The organism is Curtobacterium sp. L3-7 (assembly GCF_048756585.1).
Classification (GTDB): Bacteria; Actinomycetota; Actinomycetes; order Actinomycetales; family Microbacteriaceae; genus Curtobacterium.
Genome location: NZ_CP151474.1, coordinates 1,254,903 through 1,274,365, shown reverse-complemented (window position 1 = coordinate 1,274,365; position 19,463 = coordinate 1,254,903). Strand labels below are relative to the sequence as shown.

At 73.9% G+C, this 19,463-nt stretch carries 4 protein-coding genes; 1 reads left to right on the top strand and 3 read right to left on the bottom strand.

The features are described 5' to 3' along the window. Window positions 1-43: 43 nt before the first annotated feature. Window positions 44-1,033 carry a LacI family DNA-binding transcriptional regulator gene (locus AAEP80_RS06325; RefSeq protein ID WP_402728073.1) on the top strand — a complete coding sequence of 330 codons (990 nt, stop codon included), beginning with the start codon at window positions 44-46 and terminating at the stop codon, window positions 1,031-1,033. Between the two features lie 287 nt (window positions 1,034-1,320). On the opposite strand, the gene AAEP80_RS06320 is transcribed toward AAEP80_RS06325, so the two are convergent. From AAEP80_RS06320 to AAEP80_RS06310, 3 genes are read right to left on the bottom strand one after another with little or no spacing between them, the layout of a single operon-like run. Further along, entirely contained in the window at window positions 1,321-3,810 is a 2,490-nt protein-coding gene (locus AAEP80_RS06320; protein WP_420366387.1) for a LuxR C-terminal-related transcriptional regulator, read from the bottom strand. Between the two features lie 4 nt (window positions 3,811-3,814). Then, the gene (locus tag AAEP80_RS06315; protein WP_402728071.1) at window positions 3,815-4,279 is read right to left on the bottom strand and encodes a hypothetical protein; all 465 of its coding nucleotides are present in this window, start codon (window positions 4,277-4,279) and stop codon (window positions 3,815-3,817) included. Further along, window positions 4,276-19,383, bottom strand: coding sequence for a DUF7507 domain-containing protein (locus tag AAEP80_RS06310; protein WP_420366386.1), 15,108 nt, complete (start codon window positions 19,381-19,383; stop codon window positions 4,276-4,278). The genes AAEP80_RS06315 and AAEP80_RS06310 overlap by 4 nt, the downstream gene beginning before the upstream one ends. Window positions 19,384-19,463: the final 80 nt, after the last annotated feature.

The following is a 19,463-nucleotide window of genomic DNA, read 5'->3' as shown; positions in this document are numbered from 1 at the left end:
CCGATACGATCGCAAGGACGCAAGCCGGAGGTCGATGCTGACTATGGGAGACGCGAAACCCGCGACGATCTACGACGTCGCTGCCCGGGCGGGGGTGTCGAAGTCGCTCGTCTCGCTCGTGCTGCAGCGCTCCCCGCGCGTGAGCGACGGGCGACGGGCCGCCGTGCTCAAGGCGATCCAAGAGCTCGACTACCGTCCCTCCACCGCCGCCGTGTCGCTCGCCGGTACCCGCAGCCGCACCGTCGGCGTCGTGCTGGACGACTTCCGCAACCAGTGGTTCGTGGACCTGCTCACCGGGCTCCGCGAGTCGCTGCAGGACCAGGGGCACCGCCTCGTCGTCGCCGACCGGTTCCTCAACACCGGACTCGACGCCTCCCCGGTGGAGGGCTTCCTGTCCATGCGCGTCGAGGGCCTCGTCATCGCCGGCGAACCGGACACCGACCTCGCGATCCCCGCCTCGACCCCGCTCGTCATCGCCGGGGGCCGGGTCTCGATCCCCCGCGCGGACACCGTGGCGAACGACGACCGTGCGGGCGGACGGATGGCTGCCGAACACCTCATCGGCCTCGGGCACACCCGACTCGGGTTCGTCGGCGCCCGCTCGGCGGCCGCGACCGAACGCCTCGCCGGGTTCCGCGACGGTGTCGGCGAGGCAGCCACCGTGCACGTGTCGACCCTGCCGGAGGAACTCACCGAGGACGCCGGCTTCCGTGCCGCCACCGCGCTGTTCGACGAGCACCCCGACGTGACGGCGGTCTTCGGTGCGAACGACGTGATGGCGCTCGGCGCGATGTCCTCCCTCGCCGAACGCGGACTCCGGGTCCCCGAGGACGTCTCCGTCATCGGCTACGACGACACCCCGGTCGCCGCGACGCGGTACGTCGGCCTGACGAGCATCGATGACCGCAGTGTCGAGATCGGCCGAGGCGCCGGCGAACGCCTGCTCGCACGCATCGCCGACCCGTCGCTCGCCGCGACGGAGCTGCTGGTGGAACCCCGCCTGGTCGCCCGCCGCACCACCGCCGAGCGCTGACGCCCACCGGACTGGAGGCTCGCCCGGTCACGACACCCCGCTCACCTCCGCCGAGCGCTGACGCCCACCGGACTGGAGGCTCCCCCGGTCACGACACCCCGCTCACCTCCGCCGAGTGGTCACCATCGGTCGGTGTGGGTCGCCTGCTCCGACAGGTTGCGACCACTGGGCGAGACGCCGGCGGGGTGTCGCGACCAGTCGGGGCGGGGCGAAGCGGGGCGGGGCGAAGCGAGACGCAGGCGAAGCGAGACGCCGGCGGGGTGTCGCGACCAGTCGGGGCGTGCCCGTCAGCGACCGAGGAGCCCGAGGCCGTGCGCCTGCTCGACGGCCTCGCGGCGGCCGGAGACCCCGAGCTTCCGGTACACGCTCCTGACCTGGGTCTTCACGGTGTTCACCGACACGTGCAGCTCCGCCGCGACCTCCGGCAGGCTGAGCGGCTCCGCCAGCAGCCCGAGCACGACCGACTCACGCCCCGACAGCGTCACGGCGACGTCCGGCCCCGGCATCACCGACCTGAGCCCGAGCAACGGCTCCAGGTAGGCGCGCCCACGCGGGTCCTCCGCGGCCTCGACGAGCTGCAGGACGTCGTCCCGCGGCGGCGTCAGGAGCTCGCCGCGCATGCCGTGCCGCTCGAACAGGTCGAGCGCCTCGCGGAAGGACGCCACGGCACCGAGCACGTCCCCGGTCCGCCGGAGTGCGACGGCCCGGAAGAGGACGAGCACCGCAGACGTCCTGGCCTCGTACCCGGACCGCACCGACACCGCGGTGACGACGCGCAGCGCCCGGTCAGGTTCGTCACGGGCGAGCGCGAGTGCCACGTGCTCCGCCGCCGTCCACGCCCGCACCGGCCCGAGCGCGTCCAGGGAGCGCTCCGCCTGCCGCAGCTGCCCCGCCGCGAGCTGCAGGCGGATCCGGGAGCGGGCGAGCAACCGCGCCGCGACCCCGGTCGCCGCGCTCCGGAGCCGGAAGCGCTGCACCTCGGCGTCGTGCATCGCGAGCTGGTCCGCCGGTGGCACCCGTCCCGAGATGGTCGTCGCCCTTGCACGCAGCGCGAGCACGATCGGCCAGTGCTCGAACGCGCCGAAGAGTGGATCGATGCGCCGCAGCAGCCCGGTGACACGGTCGGGGTCGCCGTCCTCGAGCGCGACGACGGCGCTCGCCAGGACCCCGGTGGGCACGTCGAGCGCGTCGCCGGTCTCGAGCAGGCGTCGCGCGACGCCGACCTCCCCGGCGAGGGCGTGCACGAACGCGGTGAGCCCGTCGACGGCGGCCTGCTGCAGCGGTCCGTCCGGCCCTGGCGCCGGCTCGATCCCGGCGAGCGTCGCCAGGGCGCCCTCCGTGTCGCCGTCCATCAGCGCGGTCGCGGCGACCTGCTGCAGGACGTACGGGAGGCGCGGTGCCAGTTCCGTGCGCCCGTCACCGTCGAGCACGGCGAGTGCCCGGCCCACGGTCGCCGCGGCGCGACGGGCGCCACGGTCGTCGCCGGCGATGCGTCGCGCCTGGGCGTCGACGGCGGCGAGGAACGGCAGCTCGTGGGCAGGGAGGCCGGACGTCCGCGCGGCGATCGCTGGCAGCACGGCGGCGTTCACGCGGGATGCCCGTGCGTGGTGCCGGTCGGCGGCCGCCTCTGCCCGGGCGATCGCGGCGAGGACCACCGGGTGGCCGGCTGCTCGGCGCGGCTGGATCGGATCGAGGATGCGGGCGATCTCCGGTGCACCGGGGCCGGTGATGCGGGTCCAGTTGCGGACGAGGACGTCGGAGAGGACGTCGAGGTCGCCGAGCTGCACGGCGGCGTCGATCGCCGGGACGGTCGCCTCGTGCTCGAGCGACCACGCCACCGCCTGCTCGGCGCGGGCCCTGACGCCCTCGGGGTCACGACGGACGGCGGCACGCCGGAGTGCGGCGGCGACCGCGGGGTGCCACGTGAACGCGTCGGTCTGGTCGGCGCCGCCGAACCCGGCAGCGCCGAACCCGGCAGCGCCGAGCCCAGCGGCGGCAGCGGCTCGGTACGGCGCGACGAGGTCGGTCACGCCGGTCAGGTGCCGGACGAGGTCGGCCGGGGCGTGCGCGGCGGTCGCCGCACGTTCGGCGAAGTCCCGGAGCCCCGGGTCGTCGAGCGTCGCCCCGACCCATTCCGCTGCCGCGCGGTCGATCGCTCGGCCGAACCGGGCGGACACGTCGACGGGCGGACGGTCCTCGGCGGCGAGGAGCCCGCTCGCAGCGGCCAGCACCCCGGCGTTGCCCGCCGCGGACTCCGTCGCCCGTGCGACGACCGCGGGTGCCACGACGACGCCGACCGCACGGCCGACCAGGGTGGCGGTCTCCGCGGCGTCGAGGGCGAGGTCGCCCGGCCCGATCCGGACCGGGTCGTCGATACCGTCGGGCCCGGGGATCCGGCCCGCCAGCACCAGCGCACCGTGTGCGGCGAACTCGACCACGGCACGGGAGCCGGCCGCCCCGAGGAGGTGCGCGTCGTCGACGAGGAGGGCGTGCCTCCCGTCCGGGCCACCGGCGGCGGCGACCGCCACCGCGGACGTGACCGCCTCGTCACCCGCGCCGGCCGAGACGACCACCACGGTGCGTCGTGTCCGGTCGGCCCAGTCCTCGACGAGCGTCGTGACGCCGGCGCGCGGCGTCCCCTCGACGACGACCGGGCACCCGTCGTCGAGCGCGCGCTCGATGCGGTCGACGAGACGGGGCCGGTGCACGACGGGCGCGTCGGCACGACGGACCACCGGTCCGGTCGTGCCGACCTGCGTGCGCGGGAGCGGGGTCACTGCGTCAAGCGGCGAACCGCTCCACGCGGAGGACGCACGACAGGCCGCTCTCGGACGTGTCGATGGTGGTGTCCCAGTCCTTCGAGGCCTTGGCGTCCACGCCGTCGACGTCGACCTCCTTGACGGCCCGGGTGTCCGACGCGCCCTTCAGGAGCGAGACGTAGATGCGGTAGCTCTGCGCGCTGTCCTCGGGATTCTCCGCCGATCCCTTCACGGACCACGACGACCCGTCACGCTTGCACGACGTGACCTGGACGTCCTTGACCGCTCCGACGTAGTCGCCGTCGCCGCCTGCCGGGGTCTGCACCTCGGTGATCGCGGGCTGCTCGGTGGCGGACGCCGACGCGGACGCCGATGCCTTGCCGTCCGGGGCGTCGCCGGAGCACCCGGCGAGGCCGAGCCCCAGTGCGGCGACCCCGGCGAGGGCGAGCAGTCGGACGGAGACGGAGCGCGTGGGGCGCAGGGTCATCGGTGTTCCTTCCTGGAGCGGCGGCGGTTCCCGATGACCGCCAGTGCGAGGCCGAGCAGCACCATCAGGGCGGCTGCGGCCAGCGCCGGGGCGGGGTCCGCCCCGGTGAACGCGAGGGCAGGGACCCCCGCAGCGGGACGGGTGGTGATCCGGACGCTGTCGGGCGCCGACACGACCGGGTCGTCGCCGGGCAGGGCCCCCGGTGGCGGCGTCCCGATCGCCGTCGCGCTGTTGACAACCGTACCCGCGGCGCCGTCGGACTGTCCGACCGTGTATGCGGCGGTCGCGGTGACGCGCTCCCCCGGCTCGAGCACGCCGGGCGTCCCGGGCCACTGGCCGTAGACGACGGTGCCGAGCCCGGCGAGCCGGTCGTCGACGTGCACGTCGTGCAGCGTCACGGTGCCGGTGTTCACGAGCGTGAAGCCGTACTGCAGCTGCTGTCCGACGGTGCCGTCGGTGCCCTCGGCGTACTGCACGGTCTTCGTGATCGTCAGGTCGCCGACCGCTCCGGCGTCCCCGACCGGTACGGTGGCGCCGGACGGGGCACTCACGACGACGGTGCCGGTCGGGCCCGTGCCGGTCGCGGTCGCGGTGTTCACGATCGTGCCGGCGTCGATGTCGGCCTGGGTGACCGTGTACGTCGCGGTACCGGTGGCGGTCTGGCCGATGTCGAGTCGTCCAGGGGTTCCCGGCCACGTCCACGTGACGCCCGAGAGCCCGGCCATCGGGTCGTCGAGCCGGACGCCCGTCAGGGTCGCGTTGCCGTCGTTCGTGACGCGGAACGTGTAGTCCACGGTGTCGCCGACCGCGCCGCTCCCCGACAGTTCGCCGGTCTTCACGAGCGTCAGGTGCGGCGCCGTCGGCAGGCTGATCCCGGCGTTCGACGAGTCGTTCACCGGCACGCCGTCCGGGGCGTACCCGGTGGCCGTCGCGGGCGAGGTCACGAGGCCCGCGTCCACGTCGGCCTGCGTCAGCACGTACGTGGCGTCCGCCGTGACGGACTGCCCGGGCGTCAGCACGCCGCTGGTGCCCGGCCACTGGTAGGTGATCGCGGAGACGCCCGCCTGGGCGTCGCGGACCGAGACGCCGTACAGGGTCTGGTCCCCGCCGTTCGTCACGACGTAGCGGAAGCGCACGGTGTCACCCGCGACGCCGGTGGCCCCTGGTGCGAGCTGTGCGGTCTTCACGATCGTGATGCCCGGCGTGGCGCTCGGCGTCGGCACGGTGGCGGATCCGCCGGCCGATGCCGAGGTCCCGTCCGGCCCGGTGCCCGTGGCGCGCGCCGTGTTCACGACCCCGCCCGCGTCGACGTCGGCCTGCGTGAGCACCGAGGTCCCGGAGACCCGGACGGTCTGTCCGGGCGCGAGGACACCCGCGCCACCCGGCCAGGTCGTGCCCGTCGTGGCGAACCCGGCGAGGTCGTCCGTGACGGCGACGTCGGTGAGGGTCACCGCGCCGGAGTTCCGCACGTCGATCGTCCACCGGACGGTGCTGCCAGCGGTGCCGGTGCCCGCGAGGGTCCCCGACTTCACCACGGACAGCCCCGGGGTCCCGGAGATCGTCGTGGCGCCGTCGTCGGACGCCCGCACGGTGGCCCCGGCGGCGCTCGTGCCCGAGGTCGTCGCCGTGGACGCGATCCGCCCGCGGTCGACGTCCGCCTGCGTCAGCGTGTAGGTCGCCGTCGCCGTCGCGGACTGCCCGGGGCGGAGCACCCCGGACGCGCCCGGCCACTGCACGCTGACCGCGCCGAGCCCCTGCTGGCCGTCGGCGACCGTGACACCGGAGAGCGTCGCCGTGCCGGTGTTCGTGACGGTGAACGTGTACGCCACCCGGTCGCCTGCTCGACCGGCGGCCCCGTCGGCGAGCTGCTGGGTCTTGTCGAGGGTGATCCCGGCGGCGGCAGCGGCGAGTCCGACGGTCGCCGAACCGGAGGCCGTCACCGGCGCACCCGTCGGCGGGTTCGCCGTCGCGGTCGCGGTGTTCAGCACGCTGCCGGCGTCGACGTCGTCCTGGGTCACCGTGTACGCGGCGGTCGCCGTGGCGGCCTCACCCGGTGCGAGCGTGCCGTCGAACGAGTCGGCGAAGCGCAGCGCGCCGAGCCCCGGCAGCGGGTCGGTCGCCGCGACGTCGTGGAGCGTCGTGGTCCCGGTGTTCCGCACGGTGACGGTGTAGTCGACCGTGTCGCCGACCGATCCGGTGGCGCCGTCGCGCAGCGCGCCGGACTTGGTCACCGCGAGCGACGGCGATCCGGGCAGCACCACGGTCGCGTCGGCGGTCGCGTCGACGGACGGCCCGGTCGGCGGCGTGCCGGTGGCGGTCGCCGCGCTGCCGAGGGACCCGCGGTCGACGTCCCGCTGGGTGAGCGCGACCGTCGCGGTGGCCGTGACGGTCTGCCCCGGAGCGAGGATCCCGGCGGCACCCGGCCAGTCGTACGACACGGTGCCGACGCCGTCCTGCGCGTCGGTGACCGTGACGCCGTCCAGCGTCGAGGTGCCGGTGTTCGTCACGCGGTACGTGAACGTCACGAGGTCGCCGGCCCGCGGCGCGGTGTCGCCGTCCGGCAGCGCCGCGGTCTTCGTGATGCCGATGCGGGCATCGGCGGGACCGGTCGCCACGGTGGCGGAGGCGTCGGCGGTCGCGGCCTGGCCGTCGGGTGCCGTCGCCGCGACGGTCGCCGGGTTGGCGACGCTGCCTCGGTCGAAGTCGGCCTGCGTGATCGTCGACGTGGCGGTGGCGGTGACGACCTGCCCCGGTGCGAGCACGCCGTCTGCCCCCGGCCACGGCCCGAACGCCACGTCGCCGAGCTGCGCGCGGAGCGCTGCCTGGTCGAGCGTCACGGTGCCGGTGTTCGTCACGGTGAACGTCCACTGCACGGTGTCGCCCACGGCGCCGGTCGCGCCCGGTGCCAGGGCACCCTGCTCGGACAGCGCGATCGCGGGCTGCGGGGCGATGGTCACGACGGCCGAGTCGGTCGCGGTGACGGTCCCGCCGCCGGGTCCGCTCCCGGTCGCGGTCGCACGGGAGGCCTGGCTCCCGGCATCGACGTCGGCCTGCGTGAGCGCGGTGGACGCCACTGCCCGTGCGGACTCCCCTGGTGCCAGGACCCCGGTGCGTCCCGGCCAGTCGACCCTGATGGTCGAGACACCGACGCGGTCGTCGGTCACGGTGACCCCGGAGAGCGTCGCGGTGCCGGTGTTCGTCACGACGTAGCCGAACTCGACGGTGTCGCCGGCGGCACCGGTGGAGCCGTCCGCGAGGCGCGCGGTCTTCGTGACGGCGATGCGCTGCTCGGCGGAGCGGAGCACGACGGTGGCGCTGTCGTCCTGCGCGCCGGGGTCCGTGACGCCGTCCGGGGTCGCCGCCGTCGCGGTCGCACGGTTGACCACGCTGCCCGCGTCGACGTCGGTCTGCGTGACGGTCGAGCGTGCGGTGGCGGTGACGGACTGTCCGGGCAGCAGGGTGCCGGCGGTGCCGTTCGGCCACGCGGACACCGTCGGGTCGGAGACGCCTGGCAGGGTGTCCGCGACGTCGACGTCGGTCAGCGTGACCGTACCGGTGTTCGTGACGCGGTAGGTCCAGTCGATCCGGTCGCCGAGGACGCCCCGGGCGCTGTCGGCGAGCGCGCCGCGCTTGTCGATCGTCCACGAGCCGGTACGGACCGTGTCGACCCCACCCGTCGCGGTGTCGCGCACGACGTCCCCGGCCGGGGTCGTCGCGGTCGTGGTCGCCGTGCTCTCGATCGAACCGCGGTCGACGTCGGCCTGGGTCAGCACGTACGTCGCCGTGGCGGTGACCGACTGCCCTGGTGCGAGCTGTCCGGCGCGTGCCGGCCACGAGCCGAAGGTCACGGTGCCGAGGCGGGCCTGGTCGTCGTCGAGCGTGACGCCGTCGAGGGTCCGGTTGCCGGTGTTCGCGATCGTGAAGGTGAAGGTGACGGTGTCGCCGGCCACGCCGGTGCCGCTCGTCACCCGCTCGTCCTTGACCAGCGCGATGCCGTCGGCCGGGTCCGCGGTGCGCACGGTGGTGCTGTCCGTGCGCGTGACCGGTGCCCCGGCCGGCGGGTTGCCGGTCGCGGTGGCGGCGTTCACGATGCTGCCGGCGTCGACGTCGGCCTGGGTGACCGTGTACTCCGCCGTCGCCGTCACGGTCTGCGACGGTGCGAGGGTTCCAGCGGTGCCCGGCCAGTCCGCGTCGATCGCGGACAGCCCGGCGAGGCGGTCGGACAGCGTCACGCCGGAGAGCGTGACGGTGCCGGTGTTCGTCGCCGTGAGCGTGTAGCGGACGGTGTCGCCGACGCGGCCGATGCCACCGTCGGTGTACGCGGCGGACTTCGAGAACGCCAGCGCGGCGTCGGGGACGATCACGACGGTCGCGGCGTCGGTGGCGCTGGCGCGGTCACCGGTCGGCGGGTTGCCGGTCGCGGTGACGGTGCTCGTCAGGGAGCCGCGGTCCACCTCGGCCTGCGTCAGCACGTGCGAGGCGGTCGCCGTCACGGTCTGCCCCGGTGCGAGGCGTCCGGCGGTGCCCGGCCAGGTGCCGTAGGCGATCGCGGAGACGTCGTCCTGGTCGTCCGCCGCCGTCACCCCGGTGAGGGTGACGTTGCCGGAGTTCGTGATCGTGTACCGGTACTCGACCCGGTCACCCGCGGCACCGGTGGCACCGTCCGCGAGGGTCGCCGACTTCACGACGCCGATCCGCGGGCCGGACGCCGCGGTCTGCACCGTCGCGGTGTCGGAGTCGTCCACGACGGAGCCGTCCGGCGCGGTGCCGGAGACGGTCGCGGAGTTCGTGACGGACCCGGCATCGACGTCGGACTGTGCGATCGTCGACGCCGCGGTCGCCGTGACGGTCTGCCCCGGCGCCAGGACACCGGTCGCGCCGGGCCAGGTGCCGACGGTCGGGTCGGAGATCCCGGCGAGGCCGTCCGCGACGGAGACGCCCGTCAGCGTGACGTTGCCCGTGTTGGCGATGGTGAAGGTCCAGCGGATGCCCTCGCCGGCAGCGCCGGTGGCACCGGGCGCGAGCTGCCCCGCCTTGGTCACCCGGAGCCCTGGAGCCGCCACGAGGTCGACGCCGGCGGTGTCGGTGGCGCGCACCGAGCCTCCCGTCGGGGCGGACCCGGTCGCGGTGGCGGCACTCGCGACGCGACCGGCGTCGATGTCCGCCTGGGTGAGGGCGTAGGTCGTCGTCGCGGTGACGGACTCACCGGGGGCGAGGCGACCGGAGGCACCGGGCCAGGGGCCGTAGGCGACGGTGCCGACACTCTGCTGCTCGTCGGCGACCCTGATGCCGGTGAGGGTCTGGTTGCCGGTGTTCGTGATCGTGTAGCCGAGGCGCACGGTGTCGCCGACCGCCGGCGTCCCGGTGCCGGTGCGCTCCTCGGTCTTGGTGAGTGCGATCGCCGGTGCGCCGTCGGACGTGCGGATCGTGGCGCTGTCGGACGCGGTGACGTCGTCGCCGCGGGCCGGCGTCGCGGTGACCGTCGCACGGTTCACGACGGAGCCGGCGTCGACGTCCGACTGGGTCACGGTGTACGTGGCCTTCGCGGTCAGCGTCTGCCCGGGCGCGAGTGTGCCGTCGCCGTTCGGACCGTCGGCGACCGTGACCGGGCCGAGGCCGGCGAGCTCGTCGGCGACCCGGCTCGCGGTCAGCGTGACCTGTCCGGTGTTCGTGATCGTGAACGTGTAGCCCACGACGTCACCGACCCGGCCCGTGCCGCCACCGAGGTACGCCGCCTGCTTCTGGACCGAGACGTCCGCCGAGGCCGTCAGCGCGACGCTGCCACGGGCGGTGTCGGACACGGTGGTGCCACGAGGGGCGGTCCCCGTGGTCTCGGCGATGCTGGCGACGGAACCGCGGTCGACGTCCGCCTGCGTCAGCGTGACGGTCGCCGTCGCGGTGACGGACTGCCCAGGAGCGAGGGTCCCGACCGCGGACGGCCAGCTGCCGAACGCGATGTCGGACAGCCCGGGCTGCGCGTCGGTCAGCGTGACACCGGACAGTGTCGCCGTGCCGGTGTTCGTGACCGTGAAGCCGAGCCGGACGGTGTCGCCCGCAACGCCGGCTGCCCCGTCGGCGAGCCGCTCGGTCTTGTCGATCCGGATCCCCGGCGCTGCTGCGGCGAGCGGCACGGTGGCCGCGTCGCTCGCGGTGACGGTGTCGCCTGCTGGCGTCGTGCCGGACGCGGTGGCGTCGTTCGCGACGCTCCCCGCGTCGACGTCGGCCTGCGTGACCCGGTAGGTCGCGGTGCCGGTGACGACCTGTCCCGGTGCGAGTCGGCCGGTCGTGGACGGCCAGTCGGCGATCGTCACGGCGGACAGCCCGCTCAGGACGTCGTCGATGCCGACGCCCGTGAGCGTGACGTTGCCGGTGTTCTCGACGCGGAAGCCGTACCGGACGGTGTCGCCGACGGCGCCGGTCGCCCCGGCGAGGGTCGCGGTCTTGTCGACGGTGATCGACCCGCGCTGTGCGACGGTCGCGCTGCCGTCGTCGGAGGCGGACACTGCGGCACCGCGCGGCGGGGTGCCCGTCGTGATCGCCGTGCTCGAGACCGAGCCACGGTCGACGTCGGTCTGCGTGAGCGTGTACGTGGCGTGGGCGACGACGGACTGCCCGGGGGCGAGTCGGCCGGTCGTGGACGGCCAGGCGTCGAACCGGACGCCGGAGGCGCCCTGCTGCGAGTCGCTGATCCCGACGCCGGTGAGGGTCACGTCGCCGGTGTTCGTCACGGTGAAGGTCATGTCGACGAGGTCGCCGGCCGCCCCGGTGGCACCGGTCAGTCGCTCGTCCTTGACGATGCGGATGCCGGGGGCGCCGCTCGTCGTGACGACGGTCCGGGTGCCGCTGCCGGACACGCTGGTGCCGGCGGGCGTGGACGCGGTCGTCGTGGCCGTGTTCGCGATCGACCCGGCGTCGACGTCGTCCTGCGTGACCGTGCGGTCCGCGGTGACGACGACGGCCTGCCCGGGTGCGAGCGTGCCCGCGGTGGCGTTCGGCCACGTGGTGGTCGGGGTGCCGAGCCCGGCGATCGGGTCGGCGACCACCATGTCGGTGAGCGTGGTCTGTCCGGTGTTCGTTCCGGTCACGGTGTACCGGACGACGTCGCCGACCTGCACGGCGCGGATGTCGCCGCCGCCGACCGTCGCCGCGGTCTTCCTGGTGGCGACCGAGCTCGACGGGTCGAGCACGACCCGACCGTCGGACGTGGCGCTCACCGGCGCACCGGTGCGGCGGTCGGTGGCGGTCGTCGTCGCGGCGCTCGCGAGCGACACGTGGTCGTCGGTGTCCGCCGCCGCGCGGTCGACGTCGGCCTGCGTGAGCCGGTACGTCGCCGTCGCAGTGACGGACTGCCCCGGCGCGAGCGTGCCGGTGGTGCCGGACGGCCACGCGCCGAACGCGACACCGGACAGGCCCTGCTGCTCGTCGGTCAGGCCGACGCCGGTCAGGGTGGTCTTCCCGGTGTTCGTGACGGTGTAGCCGAACCGCACGACGTCCCCGGCGACACCGACCGACCCGTCGGTCAGCGCCTCGGTCTTGTCGAGCGTGATCGTCGGCGCTGGTGCGTCGGTCGCGGTGGTCGACGCTGCGGTCTTCGTGATCGCGGCTCCGGTCGGCGGGCTCGCGACCGCGTTCGCGGTGTTCACCACGCTGCCGGCGTCGACGTCCGCCTGGCTCACCGTGTAGGTCGCGGTCGCCGTCGCCCGCTGTCCCGGGAGGACCGTGCCGGGCTTCGACGGGTCCGGCCAGGTGTACGACAGGACGCCGACGCCCTGCAGCTGGTCGGTCATCTGGAGCAGGTCGAGCGTCGTGTTGCCGGTGTTCGCGGCGGTCAGGGTGAAGCGGAGCTCGTCGCCCGCGCCGGCACCGCTGCCCGTCGGGACGCCCGTCTTGCTGAAGGAGAACGTGTTGACCTGCGTGATCGGCACCGTGCGGTAGCTCGTCGCCGTCACCGCTGTGCCGCTCGCTGGCGTCCCCGTGGTGGTCGCGGGGCTCGAGACGAAGCCGGCGTCGATGTCCGCCTGGGTCAGCGTGTGCACGGCGGTCGCGGTGACGGTCTGCCCGGGCGTCAGGCGTCCGGCTGTGCCGGAGGGCCAGGTCCCGACCGTCATGCCGTCGCCGTTCGCGCCGGCGTCCCGGATCGTCACGCCGGTCAGCGTGAAGTCGCCGGTGTTCGTCACGGTGTAGCCGAGGTCCACCGGGTCGCCGGGCTTCGGCGTGCCGGTACCGGGGACCGTCGCGGTCTTGACGATGCCGATCGCCGCCGTGTTGTCGGCGTCGGTCGCGATCGTGACGGTGGCGTCGCCGGACGTGGTGGTGCCCGTCGGCGTGGTGCCGCTGATCGTCGCCGCGTTCGTGATCGACCCGGCGTCGACGTCGGCCTGGGTGACGGTGTACCGGGCGACGGCGCGGACGCGCTCCCCCGGGGCGAGCGATCCGGCGGAGCCGCCGGACCACTCGACGTTCGTCAGGGTCGGCGTGCCGGTGACCGGGGTCGCCGAGGCGAGGCCGACGAGCTGGTCGCGGAGCGCGATCCCGTCGAGCGTGACCGTGCCGGTGTTCGTCGCGAGGAACGAAAAGACGACGGTGTCGCCGACCTTCCCGCTCTGCACGGCGCCGTCCGCGCCGACGTCGTAGCGTGCGGTCTTCGTCAGGGACACGGCCGGGGTCGGAGTGATCGTGACCCCGGCGCTCGCGGTCGCGGTGACCCGGGTGCCGGCGGGGGTCGTGCCGAAGGCCGTCGCGACGGAGCTGATGCCGCCCGCGTCGACGTCGGACTGGCTCAGCGTGTAGCTGGCCGTGGCCGTGGCGCTCCGGCCGGGAGCGAGCGTGATCGTGGTGTCGCCGTCGGCGAAGACGACGCTCGAGATGCCGCGCTGGGCGTCCTGCACGCCGACGATGGTCAGCGTGACGTTGCCCGAGTTCGTGATGCGGTAGCGCATGTCGACCTGGTCGCCGGCGACGGCGGCGCGGGTGGTCGAGCCGTCCGCGGCGAAGGTCTCGGCCTTCGTGACGGTCAGGCCGGGGGCGGCGTCGTTCGTCGTCACGGTGGCCGACGCCGTCGCGGTGACGGTCGCGGGGTCGACGCCCGTGGGGGCGGTCCCGGTGACGGACGAGGAGTCGACGAGGGACCCGGCGTCGACGTCGTCCTGCGTGATGGTGGAGGTGGTGGTCGCGGTGACGGACTGTCCTGGAGCAAGGGTGTTCGGCGCGTTCGGCCATGCGTAGGTGACGGTGCCGCCGAGGGCGTGCACGATCTCCGGCACGGACAGGGTCACGGTGCCGGTGTTCGTCGCGCGGTAGGTCCAGGTCACGACGGACCCGACGCCGCCGGTGCCGCTCGTGACGGTGCCGCTCTCGGTGAGGGCGACCGCGGGCGACCGGTTGGTGTTGACGGAGCCGGTGTCCGTGTCGCGGACGGTCGTCCCGCCCGGCGAGACGCCCGTCGTCGTCGCCGTGCTCGAGATCGTGCCGGCGTCGACGTCCGCCTGGGTCAGCGCGTAGGTCGCGGTGACGGTGACCGACTGCCCGGGGGCGAGGCGTCCTGCGGTGCCGGAGGGCCATGCGCCGTAGGTGAACGCGGAGATCCCGGACTGCGCGTCGGTGAGGCTGATGTTCGTCAGGGTCTGGTTGCCGGAGTTCGTGATCGTGTAGCCGAGGCGCACGGTGTCACCCGCGACACCGGTGGCGGTCGTGCCGAGCCGCTCGGTCTTGGCCAGGGCGATCGCGGGCGCACCACCGGCCGGCGTCACCGTCGTCGAACCGGTGCCGCGCACGGCGGAGCCGCCCGGAGTCGTGCCCGTCGTGGTCGCGGTGTTGACGATGCTGCCGGCGTCGATGTCCGCCTGGGTGATCGTGTACGTCGCGGTACCGCGGACGGTCTGTCCCGGCGCGAGCGTGCCGGAGGTGCCGGAGGGCCACGTGCCGTACGAGATCGTCGAGAGTCCGGACAGCGGGTCGCTCACGCCGACGCCGGTCAGGGTCGTGGTACCGGTGTTCGACACGTCGAAGCGGTACGTCACGGTGTCGCCGGCCCGGCCGGTCCCGCCGACGACGGCGCTCTTCGCGATTGCGATGCCGGGCGCCGCGGTGATCGCCGCCGATGCCGATGCGGGAGTCGTCACGGCGGTGCCGGAGGGCGTCGTCGCCGAGGCCGTCGCCCGGTTCGCGACCGTGCCCGCGTCGACGTCCGCCTGCGTCAGCGTGTACGACGCCGTCGCGGTGGCCGACTGTCCCGGCGCGAGGCGACCCGCGGTCCCGGGCCAAGAGTACGTCATCGCACCGAGCCCGGCGTGCGGGTCGGTGATCGCGACGTTCGTGAGCGTCTGGTTGCCCGAGTTCGTCGCCCGGAACGTGTAGACGAGGGTGTCACCGGCCCGGCCCGTGTACCCGCTGCCCGTCGCCACGCTCTTCGTGAAGCCGAGCGCCGGCGAACCCGCGAGCGGGATCGTGCCGGAGCCCTGCGCCGTCGCGGTCGTCGTGCCGGACGGACCGGACCCGGACGCGGACGCGGTGTTCGTCACCGAGCCGGCGTCGATGTCCGCCTGGGTGACCGTGCCGGACGCCGTCGCGGTCGCGGACTGCCCCGGTGCAAGGGTCCCGGCGGTCCCCGGCCAGGTGTAGGTCAACGAGGAGAGCCCGGCGAGCGAGTCCGTCGCGGCGACGGACGTCAGCGTGGTGTTGCCGGTGTTCGTGATGCGGAGCGTCCAGTCGGCGCGGTCGCCGGCGGTCCCGGTCGAGCCCGCGGCGAGCGAGCCGGTCTTCGTGACGGTGATCGACGCCGTGCGGTCGATCGACACGCTGGCCGCGGTGGCCTGGGACACGACGGTGTTCGACGGGGTCGTGCCGGCGATCGTCGCGGTGTTCCGGACGGTGCCCGCGTCGACCTGCGCCTGCGTCAGCGTCGAGGTGGCGGTCGCGGTGACGGTCTGCCCCGGAGCGAGGCGCCCGGTGGCCCCCGGCCACGAGGACGTGATCGCGGAGAGCCCCGCGAGTTGGTCGGTGATCGTGACGCCGGTGAGGGTCACGTTGCCGGTGTTCCGCGCGGTGAAGGTCCAGCTCACGGTCGACCCGGCCGCTGCACCCGACGGCGCCGTGCCCGTCTTCGTGAAGGACAGTGCACCGGACGCCGGCACGACGAGCGTCGAGGGGGACGACGCGGTGACGGCCGTGCCCGCGGGCGAACGACCCGTCGACTGGGCGGTGTTCACCACGCTGCCCGCGTCGACGTCCGCCTGGGTCAGCGTGTACGTCGCGGTCGCGGTGACGGACTGCCCCGGTGCGAGCGTGCCCGCGGTCCCGGAGGGCCACGTGCCGTACGCGATCGTGGAGACACCGGCGAGCGCGTCGGACACGGTGACGCCGGTCAGCGTCTGGTTGCCGGTGTTCCGCGCCGTGAACGTGTAGTCCACGGTGTCACCGGCCTTGCCCGTCGCACCGGCGGCGAGCGCCCCGGTCTTCGCGACGGCGATCCCGGGCGCCGCCGGCACCGTGGTGCGCGCTGATGCGGAGTTGGTCGCGGTGCTGCCGTCGGGAGCGGTTCCGGTCGCGGTGGCCGTGTTCGTCACGACCCCGGCGTCGACGTCCTTCTGGGTCAGCTTGTAGGTCGCCGTCGCCGTGGCGGACTGCCCGGGGGCCAGGCGGCCGGAGGTGCCGGGCCACGAGTAGGTCAGCGAGGACAGCCCGGCCAGCGGGTCGCTGACGGCGACCCCGGTCAGGGTCTGGTTGCCCGAGTTCCGGACGGTGAACGTGTAGTTCACGGTGTCCCCGACGGCACCCGTCGAGCCCGAGGCGAGCGCCCCGGACTTCGCGACCGCGATGCCGGGTGCACGGGTCACGGAGACCGCGGCGGAGCCCGTCGACGACGCCGGGGAGCCGGTGCCGTCGGCGCGGGTGTTCCCGGAGGCCGTCGCGGTGTTCACGACGCTGCCGGCGTCGACGTCCGCCTGGGTCAGCTTGTACGTCGCCGTCGCGGTCACCGTCTGGTTCGGGGCGAGCTGGCCGCTGGTCCCCGGCCACGTGTACGTCAGCGCCGAGATGCCGGAGAGCCTGTCCGCGATCGCGACCCCGTACAGCGTGGTGTTGCCGGTGTTCGTCGCGCTGAACTGCCAGTTCACGGTGTCACCGACCCCGCCGGTCGCACCGGACGCGAGCGAACCGGTCTTCGTGACGGCGATCTTCTGCGCCGCGGCCACGTTGACCGTCTTCGTGGTCTGGCCGCTCGTCACTGCCGTGCCCGACGGGTTCGTGCCGTTCGCGGTCGCGGTGTTCGTGATTGACCCGGCGTCGACCTGCGCCTGCGTCAGCGTCGACGTCGCGGTCGCGGTGACGGACTGCCCCGGTGCGAGCTTGCCCGTGGTCCCGGACGCCCAGGTGCCGTAGGAGATCGCGGACAGCCCGGCCAGCGGGTCGGCGATCGCGACGCCGGTGAGGGTGCGGTTGCCGCCGTTGGTCACCCGGAACGTCCAGTTCACGGTGTCCCCGGCACGCCCGGTCGCGCCGGACGCCAGGCTCCCGTCCTTGACGATGGTCAGACTGGAGGCATCGGTCACCCGGACCGTCGCCGTCGCGTCCGTCGCGGTGACGGTCCCACCCGTGGCGGCCGTCGCGGACGCACCAGCGGTGTTCACGACGCTGCCGGCGTCGACGTCGGTCTGCGTGAGCGCGTACGTCGCGGTCCCGGTCACGGACTGCCCGGGGGCGAGCGTGCCGCTCGTGCCCGACGGCCAGGTACCGAACGTGATCGCCGACACCCCGGCGAGTCGGTCGGTGATGCTCGCCGACGTGACGGTCTGGTTGCCCGAGTTGGTCAGCGTGAACGACCAGGTCACGCCGTCGCCGGCCTTGCCGGTCGAGCCGGCGGCGATCGCCCCGGTCTTGGCGAGCGTCAGCGCGTTCGCGGCGGGGATCGCGACGGTCGCCGTCGCGGTCGGTGCGGTGACGGTGCTGCCGGTGGCGCTCCGTCCGGCGGCGGTGGCCGTGTTCGTCAGCGAGCCGGCATCGACCTGCGCCTGGGTCAGCGTCGAGGTCGCGGTGGCCGTGACGGACTGACCCGGCCCGAGCCTCCCGGCCGTGCCCTGCGGCCACGTGCCGTACGCGATGGACGAGACGCCGGCGAGCTGGTCGGTGATCGTCGCACCGGTGATCGTCTGGGCACCGGAGTTCGTCAGACGGAACGACCAGTTCACGGTGTCGCCGACCTTGCCGGTCGCTCCGGATGCCAGCGCACCGGACTTCGTCAGGGTGAGCGCGTTCGCGGCGCTGAGCGGCTGCGTGCGCGACGCGGTCGCGGTGGGCTTGGGGCCGCCGTCCGGGTCGGTGCCCGTGACGGTGGCGGTGTTCGTGACGGTGCCGGCGTCGACGTCGTTCTGCGTCAGCGTGTACGTGCCGGTCGCGGTGACGGACTGCCCGGCGGCGAGCGATCCGGCCGTGCCGGACGGCCAGGAGCCGTAGGTCAGCGCGGAGAGCCCGGCGAGCGGGTCCGTGATCGCGACGCCGGACAGCGGGCCGGTGCCGGTGTTCGTCGCGGTGAAGGTGTAGTTCACGGTGTCGCCGGCCTTGCCGGTCGCACCGTTCGCCAGGGCGGACGTCTTCGTCAAGCCGAGGGCGGAGAGGTACGTGTTCGTGGAGGCGGTGTCGGTCACGGACACCGTGGTGTCGCTCGCGACCTGGCCGGTCGCGGTCACCGAGCTGGTGGTGGACGCTGCCGTGGGCGGCGGACCGGTGCACTGGACCGTGGCCGTCGCGCCCGACGCCAACGGACCGGCGATGGTGGACGACGGTGTGCACGTCTCGGTGTCCGGGAACGTCAGGCGGATGTTCGACAGGGCGACCGACCCGTTGTTCGTCACCGTGATCGTGTAGGCCGTGTTCTCCGAGGCGATGCGGTACTGGTCGTTGGTCGAGCCGTCGAGGGTCTTCGACACGCTGAGCGCCGCCGTCGGCACGGACAGCACGGCGTTCTGCAGCAGGTAGGAGTCCCCGCTCGTCCCGACCGTCAGGGTCATCGACGTGTCGCCCTTGTTGACACCGGAGAGCGTCTGGGTGTGCACGTCGACGCTCTGGTTCGTGAACGCGCTGGTGTCGCTCGTCTGCGTGTACCTGGCCGAGCCGTCCGCCTGCCCGACACCGATGTTGCCGCTCGCGCCCTTGGTGTTCAGGACCTCGGTCGCGGTGCCGCCCTGCGGGGTGTACCGCATGTAGTCGCCGGTGATGCCGCGATCGCCCTCGTAGAGCGTGTACCCGAACTTCACCCCGGACTGCAGCGCCGAGAAGCCGGTGAAGTTCACGGTCAGCGGGCTGTCCGACGCGGCCTCGCGGACGTGGCCCTGGTAGTAGATGACCTTGTGCGGGGCGCTCGCGGCGTTCCCGGGGATGTACTTGCCGTAGTCGTACACGACCGTCAGGGACCAGCCCGCGTAGCAGCCGGCGCCGACCGCGGCCCAGATGTTCCCGGCGCTGACGTTCAGCGCGGAACCGGTCGTCGCGTTCGCGAAGGCGCTCGTCACGTCGGCGCTCGCCGAGTAGTACAACGCGCTCGCCTGGCTCGTCGGGTCCTCGAGGAGGGCGTCGGGCGCAACCGTCCGGATCGCGCCGGTGCCGACCTTGAGCTGCACGCCCTGCGTCCGGTACCCGTTCGCGGCGTCCGGTCGCGTGGCGTACCACTGCGAGCCGTTCGCGGAGTTCCCCGAGCAGGTCACGTTGCCCGAGCCGGTGAACACGCCCGTGTTCGCGCTCCAGTCGAGGTACGCCTTCGTCACAGTGGCACCGGACGGGATCGTCACGCTGCCGGTCGACGAGTTCGTGGTGAACCCGGACACCGTGTTCGAGTTCACCATCTTGAAGTAGTCGTTGTACGACGTCGTGACGCCCGTGCCCGGGTTGTTCGCGTGCAGGTCGGTGCAGCTGCCGCTCGTGCTCGTCGCGGTGAGCGCGGTACCCGAGCACGCCAGGACGCCGTTGCCCGTCATGGTGAAGTCGCCGTTGACGGTCGCCTGGTAGTTCGGTGACTGATCGGCCCCGCTCCCCCACTGCACCACGGCCGCCTGCGCCACCCCGGTGGTGCCCAGGGCGACGCCGGTGGTCGGGATGAGCACGGCGAGGGCCAACGCGATCCCGCGGAACCACCGGGGACGCGCGACGGATTCCGACCGATGCCGAGGGGAACGGGGCGCGAGCAGCACGTGTG

Coding starts and splice junctions, on each gene's coding strand:
- AAEP80_RS06325 (WP_402728073.1), top strand. CDS start 44: ATGGGAGACGCGAAACCCGCGACGATCTACGACGTCGCTGCCCGGGCG.
- AAEP80_RS06315 (WP_402728071.1), bottom strand. CDS start 4,279: ATGACCCTGCGCCCCACGCGCTCCGTCTCCGTCCGACTGCTCGCCCTC.